Origin of the sequence: Photorhabdus noenieputensis, from assembly GCF_018448935.1 — a bacterium.
Lineage (GTDB): Bacteria > Pseudomonadota > Gammaproteobacteria > Enterobacterales > Enterobacteriaceae > Photorhabdus > Photorhabdus noenieputensis.
Map to the genome: position 1 here is coordinate 232296 of NZ_RCWC01000001.1, position 16291 is coordinate 248586.

Here is a 16291-nt window from a genome sequence, read left to right on the forward strand (position 1 = left end):
CATTGTTGATTACCTGTCTAGTGTTAAAACGACCGTAGTTTGTAGTTAATTCAGTGCACTATGTGGTTAATGTGTGCACTGAATTCTGAACGCTCTCAAATTTTCGAGAAAAGTTATTTCAACCAACCTTTCTTCTGTGCGGTTTCCAATTGTGGCAGCAGATATTGCCATAATTCAGGATAGACATCGGCAATAAATTTATTGCGGTTAATTACTTGCTCAAAACGAATACCATCTTCTACCCAACTTTGCCCTTTATTATACAGATTCATCAGCATCGGCATTAGTCTATCCAGTGTAAGAGCAAAGCGGGCATCTTGGCTTTCTTCTGCTTCATACTCTTGCCAAAGTGACATAAAATGATTTTTCTGTGGCTCAGGGAGTAAACCAAAAAGACGGTCGGCGGCTTTAATTTCTTGTTCATGAATGGCTGCACGGGCTGCTAAATCGTAAACCATCACATCACCTGCATCAATTTCTACAATATCGTGAATTAATGCCATTTGAATAACCCGCTGGATATCCACCCCTTTTACATAAGGAGCAAAACTCATGGCGGCGATAGCAAAATGCCAACTATGCTCGGCTGAATTTTCCTGGCGATGGTTATCCAGTAACTTAGTTCGCCGTTGAACTTTTTTCAGCTTATCCAACTCCATCAAGAAACCGATGACATTCGTAAAAGGACCAAAATCAACGGCAGGTACTGCTAACGACATATAAACCTCATCAATTATTTTTCTTCATCGAGAGAATAAGGCAGAGGCTGAATGGTGAGTGAATGCCCTTCATCGTCACGGACACGGAATACACTATGACTTTCCATACCATTATTCATGACAACTTGTACCCAGACACTATTATCATTCAGCTTAACGGCAGCCAAAACGGTGCCTGTTCTCCGCCATTTATCTCCTAATTGCCATTCCAAATCGTCTCCAGCCATAGGAGTTTTGGTGGCATTGCCTGCCAGCCAGTACATGGCGCGTTTATTGGCACCGCGATATTTGGCGCGGGCCACCATTTCCTGACCGGTATAACACCCTTTTTTAAAACATATACCTCCTGCCAATGCTTGGAGGTTAGTTGCTTGAGGAATAAATTGCGCACTATTTGCGGCATCAATGACTGGGAAACCTGCTTCAATATCCAGAGCTAACCACTGTTCGCTGTTATTAAGCGGAGCTTGAAGTTTTTCTGTTAACTGTTCAGCGGTTGCGGTGTTTGTTATTAAGAGGAAACGTTCAGACGGCAAGGTAAAATGGAGCAAAGTCGTCGTTTCATGTGCAACGACAGCGTTATCAGCATCCGGCAAAGTTGGGAAGAAGTTGCTTAATGCTTCCCGGCAGTTTTTACCTGCAACACCGAGCAGTACCGCGTTTTCATCCTGAACGAGTGTAATTTTGGCGAATACGGCATATTTTTTCAGTTCTGTAAGCTGATTTTCCAGCACACTGCGACGCTCAAGATAAGCAAGTCCTTCACCACGATGGAAGAGGCGCAGATTACTCCACATTTTGCCTTTTGAGTCACAATGCGCACTAAGCACATGCTGATTCGTTGCAAGTGCGGAAATATCTGCTGTAACCTGACCTTGTAGATATTTTTCTGTATCCGCTCCAGTTGCGGTTACTAGGCCCCAGTCATCCAGTGATATTAATGTCAGGGGAAGGGTTGATGAAGACAATGGAGATTGTGAAGAGAACGGAGTTTTATAAGCCATGACACATCCTGCCAGTCAGATATTTGAGCCAATGATGCATAATGGTAAAAGAGCTGAAGCACAATGCAAGTAGTTATTATTGCTATTAGCTGGCATGATGCATGAGTTTGCCGGGCGACTCAATGGCTAATAGCGTTAAAACTAACAATGAGAATTAAAAAGGGGATTCTTTGAACATGGATATTGATAATAAAGCACGTATTCATTGGGCATGTCGGCGTGGAATGCGTGAGCTGGATATTTCAATTATGCCGTTTTTTAAGTATGAATATGACTCACTCAGTGATGATGATAAACGACTTTTTATTCGCTTGCTTGAATGTGCTGACCCTGATCTATTTAATTGGCTGATGAATCATGGACGCCCAGACGATGAAGAGCTATTTCGCATGATTAAACTTATTCAGAATAGAAATAAAGATCGTGGTCCTGTGGAAATGTGATCTCAGGGTATCTTGGCATACCCAGTTAATTTCCACCTGTGTTCATGGTGCAATCGCACTTATAGTGCTACTTGCTCCGTGGCCTGCGGATGATGCTATTTTCTGGATTTTCTGGCTTCCTTTAGTACTGTTGATTATTGCCAGTTGGGGGCGTAGCCAGAAAAATATCCGTAAATCACAAGGGCTTTTAGTTGTGCTCAGTGATAATAAGTTGCAATGGAAGAAGCATGAGTGGCGAATTATCCGACGACCGTGGCTGTGTCGTTATGGCATATTAATTACTGCTCAATCTTTTTATAACCAGAAAAAAATCTGTTTATGGGTCGCATCCGATGGTATGTCACAGGATGAATGGAGGCATATTAATCAACTGTTGTTGCAATATCCTGATATCTGATTGAGCTGAAATTTTCCTGATTTAAAGCAGAGGCTCCATTTCTTGCAGGATTTGCATACACCATTGCGATAAACGATCATCAGTTTGTTCATACTGGTTTACGTCATCTAATGCCAGCCCGACAAATTGTGAGCCATTATCCGTTAATGGTTTCGGGCTGGTAAATTCATAACTTTCGGTCGGCCAGAAGCCAATGAAATGTACACCTGAAGGGCGTAAATGGTGATATAGCATACCGAGAGCGTCAAGAAACCAATCGCTATAATCAATTTGATCGCCCATACCATACATGGCGACAATTTTCCCCTGTAAATCGAGGGAAGGAATTCGCTCCCAAATAGCCAGCCAATCTTCCTGTAATTCACCAAAATCCCATGTTGGGATGCCAAGAATCAGTACCGAGTACTCTTCCATTAATTCAGGTGCTGTTTCTTTGATATTGTGGAGATCAACTAAATCTTCACCGAGGATATCGCGAATTTTCTCTGCTACCATTTCGGTGTAGCAGGTGCTGGAGCCGTAAAAAAGACCAATCTTCATCATTAATCATTATGGTTTTTGAATATCTGGATTGGCATTGTAACAGAATAATTGCTTTTTCAGGCATATACTCGTCATCTTTCAAGTTGCCTCTTTGTTGGCTGCACTCACTACCCCGGTCACATCGTTTTCTATGCTCTCGGGGATTCGCTCCCTTGCCGTCGCGATGCATCTTGAAATCCATAGGGTATAATAGCCGGCAGAGATGTGAAGATTTAAGGAAAGTGTTTCGTGTCAAAACAACCAACTCAGTTGACTAATCCACTGATAGAACAATTTCTTGATGCTATCTGGTTGGAAAATGATCTCGCGGAAAATACGCTTGCTTCTTACCGGTTGGATTTACAAGCACTGGATAACTGGTTGATACATCATGGTCATAATTTATTATCTGTCCAGACGATAGATTTGCACTCTTTTCTGGCGGAACGCATGGATGGAGGGTATAAAGCCAGTAGCTCGGCGCGTTTACTCAGTGCTATGCGCCAGTTGTTTCTCTATTTTTATCGGGAAAAAATGCGGGAAGATGATCCGACAGCGCTTTTGTCCGCACCGAAATTACCAAAACGATTGCCTAAAGATTTAAGTGAAAAGCAAGTAGAAGATCTACTTCATGCACCCTGTACCGATCAACCGGTGGAGCTAAGGGATAAAGCCATGCTTGAAGTGCTTTATGCCTGTGGTTTGCGAGTATCTGAGCTAGTAGGGTTGACACTTTCCGATGTCAGCTTGCGTCAAGGCGTGGTGAGAGTGATTGGTAAAGGGAATAAAGAACGGTTAGTGCCTTTAGGGGAAGAGGCGATTTACTGGCTAGAGAATTATATGGAGTATGGGAGAGCCGAGTTGCTGAATGGTGCAACGTTGGATGTCCTTTTTCCTAGCAAACGGGGGCGACAAATGACCCGGCAGACTTTCTGGCATCGTATTAAACATTATGCGCTGCTGGCTGGAATCGATGCTGAACGGTTATCTCCTCATGTTTTGCGTCATGCATTTGCTACACATTTGCTTAATCATGGCGCTGATTTGCGAGTTGTACAGATGTTATTGGGGCATAGTGATCTATCCACAACACAAATATATACTCATGTAGCAACAGAACGGCTCAAATTGCTACATCAACAACATCATCCGCGTGGGTGAGCACGGATTTAAAGGAACCGAAAATGAAAAAAAGCGTGTTATGTTTCCCTCTTTTGCTGGCCTGGTTTAGCGGAAATGCACTTGCTGATGATGCTGTCCATAGAACAATGCAGAAACTAGGGATAAAAGCAGAAAACATCCAGCCATCACCTATTGTTGGTTTAAATACGGTAGTGACCGAGCAAGGGATCATCTATCTATCTGATGACGGGAAATATTTATTGCAAGGGCCAATTTATGATGTCAGTGGTAGCTCTCCTGTGAATGTCAGTAATCAATTGTTGATGAAAAAGCTGGAAGCAATGACAGATCAGATGATTATCTACAAAGCGCCAAAAGAAAAGCATGTTGTTACCGTTTTCACGGATATTACCTGTGGTTACTGCCATAAATTGCATGAAAACATGCAAGAGTACAATAAACTGGGTATTACTGTGCGCTATCTGGCGTTCCCCCGTCAGGGTATGCAGCACCAATCTGCTAAAGATATGCAATCTATCTGGTGCAGCGCAACACCGCAGAAATCATTAGATGCTGCGTTTAAAAACGAAGATGTTTCGCCAATTAAGAGCTGTAAAGTGGATATTGCTAACCATTACAAATTGGGTCTCCAGTTTGGCGTCCAAGGAACGCCAGCGATGGTCCTTAAGGATGGCAGTCTGTTAGGTGGATATATGCCGCCAGAGGCTTTGGCAGCGGCATTGGCGCAACGTGGTAAATAAGTTTAGTGAATATTGAAACACAACTCCGCCGCCGCCCGGTGGTGGATGACAGTCATCTTCCTCAACAGATTCATCCATTACTGCGTCGTTTATATGCTATTCGTGGTATCCAGCAAGCGAATGAATTGGAACGTGGCGTTCAAGGGTTATTGAATTACCAGCATTTGAGCGGTGTGGAACAGGCGGTGGCGCTCTTGTTGACAGCACTTCATGAACGTTGGCGTATTGTTATTGTCGGTGATTTTGATGCTGATGGGGCAACTAGCACGGCATTGGCGATCCGATCATTACGCTCGATGGGATATCGGCATCTGGATTATCTGGTGCCAAATCGTTTTGACGATGGTTATGGCTTAAGCTCGCAGGTAGTAGAAGAGGTCGTCAAAAAAGGCGCTGACCTAATTATTACCGTGGATAATGGTATCTCTTCCCATGAAGGGGTTGCGGCTGCCCATCAGCACCATATGAAAGTGATCGTCACGGATCATCACTTGCCGGGTGACGTTTTGCCGGCTGCTGATGCCATTATTAATCCCAATTTGCCCGATTGCTCGTTCCCATCTAAATCACTGGCAGGGGTTGGCGTCACATTTTATCTGATGTCGGCTTTAAGGGCGGCGTTGAGAAAAGATCAGTGGTTTGAAAAGCAAGGAATTGCTCTACCGAATCTGGCAGAAATGTTGGATTTGGTTGCGTTAGGCACGGTTGCCGATGTTGTACCTTTGGATGCCAATAACCGGATTCTGGTTTATCAGGGATTGAATCGTATTCGTGCAGGGCGTTGTTGCGCGGGGATACGTGCATTATTGGAAGTTTCCAAGCGTGATGCTTATAAGCTGACAGCCAGTGATTTGGGGTTTTTTCTGGGGCCAAGACTGAATGCCGCCGGTCGCCTCGATGATATGTCCATTGGCGTCACGTTATTGCTAACTGATGATATGGCAAAGGCGCGTCAGATAGCTTGTGAACTGGACGGTCTTAACCATACCCGTCGTGAAATAGAGCAGGGAATGCAACAAGAAGCACTGCAAATCTGTGACAAACTTGAACGTACCAGTACTGAGTTGCCTTATGGGCTAGCGCTTTATCATCCAGAGTGGCATCAAGGGGTAGTCGGAATTCTGGCTTCTCGTATTAAGGAACGTTTTCATCGGCCTGTTATCGCTTTTGCGCCAGCAGGGGATGGTATTTTGAAAGGTTCTGGTCGTTCAGTACAGGGGTTGCATATGCGTGATGCGCTTGAGCGGCTTGATACCTTGCATCCGGGATTGATACTCAAGTTTGGTGGTCATGCAATGGCAGCCGGTTTGTCACTTGAACAGGATAAATTTGAACAATTCCAGCGTCACTTTTCTGCATTAATGGCGGATTGGCTGGATATTTCGCAACTTGAGGGTGTTATCTGGAGTGATGGTAAATTAACGAATAATGAACTGTCATTGGACATTGCAGAGATGTTGCGTGATGGCGGTCCTTGGGGGCAGGCGTTCCCGGAACCAGTTTTTGACGGTAAATTCAAACTATTACAGCAGCGCATTGTTGGAGAACGTCATTTAAAAGTGATAGTGGAGCCATTAAACGGTGGACCGATGCTGGATGGGATCGCGTTCAACATCGATCCTACCCGCTGGCCGGATAACAGTGTCCGCGAAGTAGAACTTGCCTATAAACTGGATGTTAATGAATTTCGTGGCAACCGTAATGTACAGCTTTTGATCCAGCATCTCTGGCCTTATTAATCGTTTGATGGGCAGATAGTCAGTCACTGTCACGTACTCTTGTATGAATACGTGACAAATCTGTTGAAGTGCTATAAACCCGGTGTCGAATCCGTTACAATACGCGGTTCGAAAATTATCCATTTATCTACGACTACACAACGTAAGACACGAAAATATGTTTGAAATTAATCCGGTAAAAAACCACATTCAGGACCTGTCTGAGCGGACAACGGTTCTGAGGGGGTATCTTTGACTACGATGTCAAAAAAGAGCGTTTAGAAGAAGTTAATGCTGAATTAGAACAGCCTGATGTTTGGAATGAACCGGAGCGGGCACAGGCTTTGGGTAAAGAACGCTCCTCATTGGAAGAGATTGTTGAAACGATTGATCAGCTTGAGCAGGGACTGGAGGATGTACAAGGTTTACTGGAACTGGCAGTAGAAGCTGACGATGAAGAGACTTTTAATGAAGCTGTAGCAGAGCTGGAACAGCTTGAAGAAAAATTGGGTCAGTTAGAGTTTCGCCGCATGTTTTCTGGTGAGTACGACAGCGCTGACTGTTATCTTGATTTGCAGGCAGGCTCTGGTGGCACCGAGGCTCAAGATTGGGCAAGTATGCTGATGCGTATGTATCTGCGTTGGGCTGAATCCAAAGGCTTTAAAACGGAAATCATTGAAGAATCAGATGGTGAAGTTGCTGGCCTGAAATCAGCGACCATTAAGATCATGGGCGATTATGCTTATGGTTGGTTGCGTACTGAAACCGGTGTTCACCGTTTGGTGCGTAAAAGCCCATTTGATTCTGGTGGCCGTCGCCATACTTCATTCAGTTCTGCTTTCATCTATCCCGAAGTGGATGATGATATTGATATTGAAATTAATCCGGCAGACTTACGTATCGATGTTTATCGCGCGTCTGGTGCGGGTGGTCAGCACGTTAACAAAACAGAATCTGCGGTGCGTATTACCCATATTCCAACCAACATTGTGACTCAGTGTCAGAATGATCGTTCTCAGCATAAAAACAAAGACCAGGCGATGAAACAGCTAAAAGCGAAGCTGTATGAACTGGAAATGCAAAAAAAGAACGCCAATAAACAGGAAATGGAAGAGAATAAATCCGATATTGGTTGGGGTAGTCAAATTCGCTCTTATGTTCTGGATGACTCACGCATCAAAGACTTGCGCACCGGCGTTGAAACTCGCAATACACAAGCGGTGCTGGATGGTGATCTCGATAAATTCATTGAAGCAAGCCTGAAAGCTGGCTTATGAGGAACTAAAATGTCACAACAACAACAGGGCGCGGAACAGGCTCCCGATTTAAATAATGAACTGCAAACCCGCCGCGAAAAACTTGCCGCTTTACGGGAGAGTGGAATTGCATTCCCGAATGATTTCCGTCGTGAAAATATTTCAGAAGATTTGCACGCGAAATACGACGACAAAACTCAGGAAGAGCTGGAAGCACTGAATATTGAAGTGACGGTTGGCGGTCGTATGATGACACGTCGCATTATGGGTAAGGCTTCTTTCGTAACGCTACAGGATATGGGCGGCCGTATTCAGTTATATGTTGCCCGTGACGATCTGCCGGAAGGTATTTATAACGAACAGTTTAAAAAATGGGATCTGGGAGACATTCTGGGGGCTCGTGGCAAACTGTTTAAAACCAAAACCGGTGAACTTTCCATTCACTGTACTGAATTGCGTCTGCTGACAAAAGCGTTGCGTCCATTGCCGGATAAATTCCACGGTTTGGCTGATCAGGAAACTCGTTATCGCCAGCGTTATCTGGATCTGATCGCCAATGAAGAATCGCGCAAAACTTTCCAAATTCGCTCTCAGGTCTTATCAGCTCTGCGTAGCTTTATGGTCAGTAAAGGCTTTATGGAAGTGGAAACACCAATGATGCAGGTAATCCCTGGTGGTGCGGCGGCTCGTCCATTTATTACTCACCATAATGCGCTGGATATTGATATGTATCTGCGTATTGCGCCGGAGCTTTACCTGAAACGTCTGGTTGTTGGTGGTTTTGAACGTGTATTTGAAATTAACCGCAACTTCCGTAACGAAGGCGTATCTCCGCGCCATAACCCTGAGTTCACCATGATGGAACTCTACATGGCGTATGCGGATTACAAAGATCTGATCGTCCTGATAGAAGAGCTGTTCCGCACGCTGACGCAGAATATTTTGGGGAATACTCTGGTTAAATATGGCGAGCAGGAATTCGATTTCGGTAAACCATTTGCCCAAATGACCATGAAACAGGCTATTTGCAAATATCGTCCTGAAACCAACATAGCTGATTTGGATGATATGGATAAAGCGGTGGCTATCGCTGAATCTCTTGGTATTGAAGTGGAAAAAGGTTGGGGCCTTGGTCGTGTTCAGTGTGAAATCTTTGAAGAAACGGCGGAAAGCCACCTGATTCAACCGACATTTATCACTGAATACCCGGCAGAAGTTTCTCCGCTAGCGCGTCGTAATGATGCAAATCCGTTTATCACCGACCGTTTTGAATTCTTTATTGGTGGACGTGAGATTGGTAATGGCTTCTCGGAATTAAATGATGCCGAAGATCAGGCAGAACGTTTTGCTGAGCAGGTTCGCCAGAAAGACGAAGGTGATGACGAAGCCATGTTCTACGATGAAGATTATGTAACGGCTTTGGAACACGGTATGCCACCAACCGCTGGTTTGGGTATTGGTATTGACCGCATGATTATGTTGTTGACAGATAGTCATACCATCCGTGATGTCATTCTGTTCCCGGCAATGCGCCCGCAGAAATAACAGATTGAATTAAATTTCAACTCCCCTGTGGCATAGCTGTCAGGGGAGTTTTTATTTTCAACCGCTTGAAATATAGACAACTTAAACAGATATTGGCTTGCTGATGCCAACGAAGTCGCTATAATAATTTATGTTACCCCTAAGCGAGCGTAGTTCAATGGCAGAACGAGAGCTTCCCAAGCTCTATACGAGGGTTCGATTCCCTTCGCTCGCTCCAGTTTTGCATTCTTTCTAAAAAATGCTATCGTATTGAAAATATCTCTTTTGATATGATGTAAATTAAATCAAAAGAATTTACGAATGATAATCAATATAAGTTAATAATTAACTCATTGTCTAATATGAAAAGAATCCCGTTATTAAATCAACCCCGAATCAGCTAGGCGTGATGTATTTTGAATGTGGATACATCACCATAGAAAGCATTCTATGGTAAATGAATAATTAATAGAGACTATTTACCATGAAAGAAAAACATTGGTCAAAAATTCAATTTTTACATGAAGCTGTAACTAATCCGAATATTGTCATCAAAGGAATTCATAGCTATTATAGCGATTGCTGGAGCGGCGGTTTTGAAGAATCTGTCGTTCGCTATTTATACGGTGATAAAATCAGTCTTCAATGGGAGTCTAAATGGCCAATTGATAAATTGTATATTGGCGATTACGTTTGCATAGGTGCTGAAACTATCATTCTTATGGGTGGAAACAATACGCACAGAGCGGATTGGTTCTGTTTATATCCATTCATGGAATATATCGAAGAGGCGTATGTAGGCAAAGGTGACACGCATATTCATGATGGCGTGTGGCTTGGTATGCGTTCAATGATTATGCCCGGCGTTACTATTGGAGAAGGCGCTATCGTTGCTGTTAATAGCGTTGTCACTAAAGATGTTGAGCCATATAGTATTGTTGCTGGAACGCCTGCGAAATTAGTTAAATATCGCTTTGAGCCGCACATTATCAATGAGCTACTTGCGTTAAAAATATATGATTGGTCAGAAGAGAAATTTAATGCTTTAAAACCCTATCTCTGTGCTTCGGATATTAAGGCATTAAGATCTGCTGTAAGATCATATTGATGGGAATAGTTAATTAGTTCCGTAGAATAATTAATTAGGCTTGATTGGACTAATTAAATGTGATTTTTAAAACGTTCTATTATTGAATTATTTAACTGAAATGCATTAATTGTTAGTTTAAATACCGTTTCGGCATTCAAGCCGCAAACGGTATTTATTTAATATTACTTCAATATAAAAGAAAATATGCTACTATCCTCTTATGAAAAGAAAAAATACACCGACGCCACATGATGCTATTTTTAAAAAGTTTTTAAGTCATATTGATACCGCCAGAGATTTTCTAGAGATACATTTACCTGCGACATTACGGGCAGTTTGTGATCTTGATACACTGCGATTGGAATCGGGGTCATTTATTGAGGACAATCTGCGGGTACATTATTCCGACATCCTGTATTCACTAAAAACTACGCAGGGTGAGAGCTATGTGTATTGCGTGATTGAACACCAGAGTTCCCCGGATAAGATGATGGCATTCCGGCTGATGCGTTACAGTATTTCAGCAATGCAATGGCATCTGGAGCAGGGACATGAAAAATTGCCGCTGGTTATTCCAGTGTTGTTTTATCACGGAAAAATACGGCCGTATCCGTGGAGCACCAACTGGCTCGACTGCTTTGATGCTTCGGCTCTGGCGGAAGAGATCTATTCCAGCGCGTTTCCGTTGGTAGATGTGACGGTAATCCCGGATGATGAAATCCTGACGCACAAACGAGTTGCACTACTGGAAATAGTACAAAAACATATCCGGCAACGTGATATGGCGGAGTTACAGCAAGAGCTGACCATGTTGTTTGCGTATGATTATTATACATATGAGCTGCTAAAAAGCATGCTAAACTACATATTACTGGTGGGAGATACCGCCGATCCAGAAGGTTTTATCCGGCAACTGGCAGAACAGTTCCCGAAGTATGAGGAGGTACTGATGACAATAGCGCAAAGATTGGAACATAAAGCACGTCAAGAAGGGCTTAAGGAAGGGCTTCAAAAATGTCAAGAAGCACGCGAAGAAGGGCTTCAAGAAGGATTACAGAAAGGTGAAAAAAAAGGTGAAAAGAAAGGTGAAGAGAAAGGTGAAAAACGGGCGAGTCTGAAAATCGCGCGTGCATTGATGGATAATGGTATCGATCGTGAAACGATAATGAAAAGTACAGGGTTGAGCCAGAACGAACTTGAACAAATACATCACTGATTCGTGCTGAGAGCCTTAATCGGTATTTAAAGATTCGTGTTAGAAGAGGGGCTTGTCTGGTAACTGGCAGAACAGTCCCTGAAATATGAGGAGGTATTGATGACAATAGCGCAAAGATTGGAACATAAAGCACGTCAAGAAGGATATCAAGAAGCATGCCGAAAAGCATATCGAGAAGCATATCGAAAAGCATATCGAGAAGGATACAGAAAAGGATTACAGATAGGTAGAAAACTGGCGCTTGTGAAAATCGTGTATGCAATGATAGACAATGGTATAGACCATGAAACGATAATTAAAATCATTGTGATGAGCCGGAATAAGATTGAACAAATAGCTGATTAACTTATGCTGACACTTTATTGGCATGAAAATTCGTGTAAATAAGTGGGCAAAATTTCACATATAAGCGGTATATTATTTGGATAAGTTTGAAATCATACTTTTTCTGTCGGGTATTAAGCTTTTTAATTGAAATAGTATTTGAATAATTAAAGAATATTCCTCAAATAGAATATTCGAAACATCGTAATCCAATAAATTTTCTCTTGGAAGCGGCAACCGGATTGGTTGCCTATACCGTTTAATCTAAAAAAATAAATCTGGATTTATGCACCTATGAATTAGTCGTTCTTGGAACAGAAAGTATTGCCGTTATTGGTAAACGATCGATCGCTGAAATAAATCTGTTTAAGTTGTTGGCAAGGATAAAACAGATTAATTAAGCCATCATACGAAAATAGATTCAGTAGATATCTGATATTCTTTTGGCGCTTTTAATTAAGATTTCTTTGTAATCAGGTGTCTGTTTTTCCACATTGGAAAATATAGCTTGAAGCATGGCATGAGTTATTTCGTTGTCGGCGAATTCTGGCATGCCGCTATTGAACGGTGGTTCTGGGCTATATTGCATCGCTAGTTGGACTGCTTGGGCATATTTTTCACCTTTGATTTCAGCAAGCAATGTTAAACCGAAATCAATACCTGCGGTGACTCCACCTCCAGTAACCCGGTTCCTATCAATAACGACTCTTTTATTAACCGGTATTGCCCCGAATTCGTTGAGATCGTCTATCATCGACCAATGAGTTGCCGCCTGATACCCTTTTAGCAAGCCTGCGGCCCCTAACAGGATAGATCCTGTACACACGCTGGTGACCCAAGATGCTTTACTTCCCACTTTATGTATCCAATCAAGCATGTCTAATTCGGCAAGCAAAGCATAAGGATTTCCTGTACCGGGAACACACAAAATATCCACTTTATCTAACTGCTCAAACGTAATGCTTGGTGAGAATGATATGTGTGTCAGCTCAGTACGTACCGGAAGTAAATCGCGCCAGACATATTCAATATTTAACCATCCTCCTACTTCAAGAACTGTCGCGGGACCAATCATATCAAGTGGCGTCATGCCTGGGAAAATGACAAAAGCGAGAGTGGGTTTTTCTCCAGACGATGTATTCATTAATGAAGATAATGCCGCAGGATATTCCTTAGATGTGTTTTTCATGGAGAAGTTTTCCTTAATCGAGATTGAAAAGAGAACTGAAATTCATATGCCGCTATTGTTAGCGATCGCTGAATATCTGTATTCCCGGTAGTAAATTGATATACCCGTCATCTTTCAAGTTGCCTCTTTGTTGGCTGCACTCGCTCACCCCGGTCACATAGTTTGCTATGCTCCCGGGGATTCACTCCTTTGCCGTCGCGATGCATCTTGAAATCCATAGGGTATAGAACAACTGTAACCGTAAACCAATTGGCGTATATGCCAATATTGCGACGATTTACGCCAAGTGCCATAATTGCCTTATGGACATTAAAACTCTCTATTTTCTGATTTTCCCCAACGTAAATCTGCTGGACTTCTCAGGACCATTGCAGGTTTTTACCACAGCCAATGAGCTGGCAGAGAAGTTTGGTTACAGACGGCCCTACGCCATAAAAGTCGTGGCTTGTGATCCCGGACAGGTAATGACGCAGGCCGGAATAACTGTGCAGGCAGAACCTCTACCTAAGTTGGATTCTCCCGCCGATACTCTGATTGTTGCTGGGGGCATTGGCGTTGAGTCAGCGGCGAACCATCCGCCATTGCGTAATTGGTTAAAGGGACATGCATCGCTGACTAGGCGTATTGTGTCTGTATGCAGTGGGGCATTCATTCTGGCTGCTTGCGGGTTGCTTGATGGCCGCAGAGTCGTTACGCATTGGAGCAATTGCGCTGAATTGGCCCAACGTTACAGTAAATTGCGGGTAGAATGTGATCCTATTTTTATTCAGGATGGCCCGGTGTGGACTTCTGCCGGTGTCACCGCAGGCATCGATCTGGCTCTAGCCTTGCTGGAGGAAGATCTCGGTCATAAACTGGCACTGGATGTTGCGAGGAATCTCGTTATGTTTCTCAAGCGTCCTGGTGGACAGGAACAGTTTAGTGCTCCATTGGCATTACAAAGCAGTACGAGTAAATTTGCAGATCTGCACGCTTGGATGACTAACAATTTGGCGGGAGACCTTTCAGTGGCGGCTTTGGCCGCTCGTGCCAATATGAGTGAGCGTAGCTTCGTGCGTCACTACAACCAACATGCGGGGATTACGCCAGCCAAAGCGGTGGAGCGATTCCGCCTGGAAGCGGCGCGTCACCTTTTGGTTGAATCTACTCTGTCGCTCAAGTGTATAGCCTCCCGTTGCGGTTTTGGCTGTGAAGATACTTTACGCCGCAGTTTCTTCCGGGCGTTCAGTTGCACTCCACAGGACTACCGTAAACACTTCAAGACGACATTTTAGTTATTTATTCTCTTTCTCTGCCATCTCCTTCTTCAATCGTCGCCACAACGTAGTACGGCTAATCCCCAGATATTCCGCGGTTGCATGGTGATTACCAGAAAACCGTTTCAAGGTTTCATGAGCTGAAAGTGGTGCAACAAGTGAAGATTGTTGAGTTAAAGAAGGGAAATACTTCGTACTTTTTTCTGCCAGCTTGAGTGTAGATTGGCGCTCCGGTGAAAGCGCTAATATCAATTTTGGTGTTAAGGTATGCTCTGGATGAGCACTGAGGTATAACGTGAGCCGCTCCATAAGATTACGTAGCTCCCGGACATTGCCGGGCCAGTGATAGGCTTGCAATGTCTCCTGACAGGCAGCAAGCTCTTGCACTCTTGATTGTGATACCGGCAAATTTAATGCAGCAAATGCTCGTCGCAGATATTCCAGCGCCAATATACCAATATCGTGACCTCTTTCTCTGAGGGCTGGAATGTTGATCCGCAATACGCTCAGGCGATAGAACAGGTCTGTTCGAAAACGCCCTTCTTGAACCCAAGTATCCAAATCGCAATGTGTGGCGCAGATGATCCGAACATCAACGGCAATGGGGCGGTGTCCTCCTACTCTGACAACGGATTTTTCTTCCAGTACCCGCAATAGTCGTGTTTGAAGAGGCAGTGGCATTTCACCAATTTCATCCAGAAATAGCGTGCCTCGATGCGCAACTTCAAAAAGACCTGCTCGCCCTCCACGTCGTGAACCGGTGAAAGCCCCTTCTTCATAACCAAACAATTCAGCTTCCAATAGGGATTCAGCAATGGCACCACAGTTAACGGCGACAAACGGGCGTTGATGTTTACCTGCAATCTGACCATATCGCAGAGCGTATTCATGGTGAATAGCTTGTGCCACCAGCTCCTTCCCTGTACCACTTTCCCCTTGTATTAGCACTGTGGCAGGCGAGCGGGCGTATAGCATAATAGTGTTGCGCACATGTTCCATTACCGCTGAATCTCCCCGGATATCATTGAGAGTATGGCGGGTACGTAAACTATTCTCGGTTGAATAGGCAGAAATTGAAGCTTGGTTGAGCTTGGTCATTCTGGCGATATCCAATGCATCATGGAATGCCTGGCGAATAGAATCAGCAGAGTAGACGAAGACACCCACCAATTCAGCTTCATAGGCGAGATCGGTAATTAGCCCGGGACCGACAATTACTTTAATGCCGATGGCTTTTAGTGCATTGACTTGGGCCCGTGCATCTTCTTCCGTTACGTAACTGCGTTGTTCAATACGTAAGTTGAACCGTTGCTGAAATTCTTCTAGCGCAGGTAATGTATGCTGATAGGTGATAACACCAATACGTGAACTGATTTGTCGTGCACGGGCCAATGCCTGCATAAAATCAAAACCGCTGGCCTTAGCAATGATGACGGGTACTGACAAACGGCTTTTAAGATAGGCACCATTAGAGCCGGCACAGAGCACGGCATCACAACATTCAGTTGTTAACCGTTGACGAATATGTTGAACCGCATTTTCAAACCCAAGTTGGATCGGCGTGATATTGGCCTGATGATCGAACTCTGGTGTGATATCACGGAAGAGATCAAAAAGACGGGAAACAGATACTGTCCAAATGATCGGTTTATCACGTTCTGCTGATGGTGTTTCTGCCATGCTATTCCTCTATCTATATGCCTATATGATGTTTTCGCTTTTCCCACCACAATAATTCAATGTTTCGCAA

The 16291-nt window shown here is 43.8% G+C and carries 16 protein-coding genes and 1 tRNA gene; 12 read left to right on the forward strand and 5 right to left on the reverse strand.

Features of this window, described 5'->3' with window-relative positions; genetic code table 11:
• Window positions 1–113: 113 nt before the first annotated feature.
• Window positions 114–719, reverse strand: coding sequence for an HD domain-containing protein (locus EAE91_RS01010; RefSeq protein WP_214086879.1), 606 nt, complete (start codon window positions 717–719; stop codon window positions 114–116).
• Between the two features lie 14 nt (window positions 720–733).
• Window positions 734–1723, reverse strand: coding sequence for a tRNA-modifying protein YgfZ (ygfZ, locus tag EAE91_RS01015; protein WP_214086880.1), 990 nt, complete (start codon window positions 1721–1723; stop codon window positions 734–736).
• Between the two features lie 176 nt (window positions 1724–1899).
• Here ygfZ and sdhE point away from each other — a divergent pair, with 176 nt between their 5' ends.
• Both sdhE and EAE91_RS01025 read left to right on the forward strand, forming a co-directional pair.
• Window positions 1900–2166: an FAD assembly factor SdhE gene (gene sdhE, locus EAE91_RS01020; RefSeq protein WP_214086881.1), complete on the forward strand. Its 267-nt coding sequence runs from the start codon at window positions 1900–1902 to the stop codon at window positions 2164–2166.
• Window positions 2147–2563 (forward strand): protein YgfX, encoded by a 417-nt coding sequence (locus EAE91_RS01025; RefSeq protein WP_214086882.1) that lies wholly within the window; start codon window positions 2147–2149, stop codon window positions 2561–2563. The genes sdhE and EAE91_RS01025 overlap by 20 nt, the downstream gene beginning before the upstream one ends.
• A gap of 21 nt (window positions 2564–2584) precedes the next feature.
• Here EAE91_RS01025 and fldB read toward each other — a convergent pair whose 3' ends face one another.
• On the reverse strand, window positions 2585–3103 hold the full coding sequence (gene fldB, locus EAE91_RS01030) for a flavodoxin FldB (protein WP_214086883.1): 519 nt from the start codon (window positions 3101–3103) through the stop codon (window positions 2585–2587).
• 231 nt (window positions 3104–3334) lie between these two features.
• Between fldB and xerD the strand changes: the two genes are divergently transcribed.
• From xerD to EAE91_RS01075, 9 genes are all read left to right on the forward strand, one after another.
• A complete protein-coding gene (xerD, locus tag EAE91_RS01035) occupies window positions 3335–4246 on the forward strand; it encodes a site-specific tyrosine recombinase XerD (RefSeq protein WP_247982963.1) in 912 nt (303 codons plus the stop codon).
• Between the two features lie 23 nt (window positions 4247–4269).
• Entirely contained in the window at window positions 4270–4968 is a 699-nt protein-coding gene (dsbC, locus tag EAE91_RS01040; RefSeq protein ID WP_110086730.1) for a bifunctional protein-disulfide isomerase/oxidoreductase DsbC, read from the forward strand.
• A gap of 5 nt (window positions 4969–4973) precedes the next feature.
• Window positions 4974–6707, forward strand: coding sequence for a single-stranded-DNA-specific exonuclease RecJ (gene recJ / locus EAE91_RS01045; protein WP_214086884.1), 1734 nt, complete (start codon window positions 4974–4976; stop codon window positions 6705–6707).
• Between the two features lie 157 nt (window positions 6708–6864).
• A protein-coding gene (prfB, locus tag EAE91_RS01050; RefSeq protein WP_214086885.1) for a peptide chain release factor 2 occupies window positions 6865–7963 on the forward strand; the annotation gives its coding sequence in 2 pieces (ribosomal slippage) (window positions 6865–6939 and window positions 6941–7963; 1098 coding nt in all).
• A 9-nt stretch (window positions 7964–7972) separates the two neighbouring features.
• A complete protein-coding gene (lysS, locus tag EAE91_RS01055; RefSeq protein WP_214086886.1) occupies window positions 7973–9487 on the forward strand; it encodes a lysine--tRNA ligase in 1515 nt (504 codons plus the stop codon).
• Window positions 9488–9630: 143 nt separating this feature from the next.
• Window positions 9631–9704, forward strand: a tRNA-Gly gene (locus tag EAE91_RS01060).
• 246 nt (window positions 9705–9950) lie between these two features.
• A complete protein-coding gene (locus EAE91_RS01065; RefSeq protein ID WP_214086887.1) occupies window positions 9951–10574 on the forward strand; it encodes a CatB-related O-acetyltransferase in 624 nt (207 codons plus the stop codon).
• A gap of 202 nt (window positions 10575–10776) precedes the next feature.
• Window positions 10777–11772, forward strand: a complete 996-nt coding sequence (locus EAE91_RS01070; RefSeq protein WP_214086888.1) for an Rpn family recombination-promoting nuclease/putative transposase — start codon at window positions 10777–10779, stop codon at window positions 11770–11772.
• Window positions 11773–11871: 99 nt separating this feature from the next.
• Complete coding sequence (locus EAE91_RS01075; RefSeq protein ID WP_214086889.1) at window positions 11872–12117, forward strand: RpnC/YadD family protein; 246 nt, start codon at window positions 11872–11874, stop codon at window positions 12115–12117.
• A gap of 400 nt (window positions 12118–12517) precedes the next feature.
• On the opposite strand, the gene EAE91_RS01080 is transcribed toward EAE91_RS01075, so the two are convergent.
• Window positions 12518–13285 (reverse strand): DJ-1/PfpI family protein, encoded by a 768-nt coding sequence (locus tag EAE91_RS01080; RefSeq protein ID WP_214086890.1) that lies wholly within the window; start codon window positions 13283–13285, stop codon window positions 12518–12520.
• Between the two features lie 302 nt (window positions 13286–13587).
• Between EAE91_RS01080 and EAE91_RS01085 the strand changes: the two genes are divergently transcribed.
• The gene (locus EAE91_RS01085) at window positions 13588–14559 is read left to right on the forward strand and encodes a GlxA family transcriptional regulator (RefSeq protein WP_214086891.1); all 972 of its coding nucleotides are present in this window, start codon (window positions 13588–13590) and stop codon (window positions 14557–14559) included.
• On the opposite strand, the gene prpR is transcribed toward EAE91_RS01085, so the two are convergent.
• Complete coding sequence (gene prpR, locus EAE91_RS01090; protein WP_214086892.1) at window positions 14560–16221, reverse strand: propionate catabolism operon regulatory protein PrpR; 1662 nt, start codon at window positions 16219–16221, stop codon at window positions 14560–14562. It abuts the gene before it with no gap.
• Between the last annotated feature and the right edge of the window lie 70 nt (window positions 16222–16291).

Excerpts from the sequence above, each read along its gene's own strand:
- EAE91_RS01010 (WP_214086879.1), bottom strand. The coding sequence starts at position 719 with ATGTCGTTAGCAGTACCTGCCGTTGATTTTGGTCCTTTTACGAATGTC.
- ygfZ (WP_214086880.1), bottom strand. The coding sequence starts at position 1,723 with ATGGCTTATAAAACTCCGTTCTCTTCACAATCTCCATTGTCTTCATCA.
- sdhE (WP_214086881.1), top strand. The coding sequence starts at position 1,900 with ATGGATATTGATAATAAAGCACGTATTCATTGGGCATGTCGGCGTGGA.
- fldB (WP_214086883.1), bottom strand. The coding sequence starts at position 3,103 with ATGAAGATTGGTCTTTTTTACGGCTCCAGCACCTGCTACACCGAAATG.
- dsbC (WP_110086730.1), top strand. The coding sequence starts at position 4,270 with ATGAAAAAAAGCGTGTTATGTTTCCCTCTTTTGCTGGCCTGGTTTAGC.
- lysS (WP_214086886.1), top strand. The coding sequence starts at position 7,973 with ATGTCACAACAACAACAGGGCGCGGAACAGGCTCCCGATTTAAATAAT.
- EAE91_RS01065 (WP_214086887.1), top strand. The coding sequence starts at position 9,951 with ATGAAAGAAAAACATTGGTCAAAAATTCAATTTTTACATGAAGCTGTA.
- EAE91_RS01070 (WP_214086888.1), top strand. The coding sequence starts at position 10,777 with ATGAAAAGAAAAAATACACCGACGCCACATGATGCTATTTTTAAAAAG.
- EAE91_RS01075 (WP_214086889.1), top strand. The coding sequence starts at position 11,872 with ATGACAATAGCGCAAAGATTGGAACATAAAGCACGTCAAGAAGGATAT.
- EAE91_RS01080 (WP_214086890.1), bottom strand. The coding sequence starts at position 13,285 with ATGAAAAACACATCTAAGGAATATCCTGCGGCATTATCTTCATTAATG.
- EAE91_RS01085 (WP_214086891.1), top strand. The coding sequence starts at position 13,588 with ATGGACATTAAAACTCTCTATTTTCTGATTTTCCCCAACGTAAATCTG.
- prpR (WP_214086892.1), bottom strand. The coding sequence starts at position 16,221 with ATGGCAGAAACACCATCAGCAGAACGTGATAAACCGATCATTTGGACA.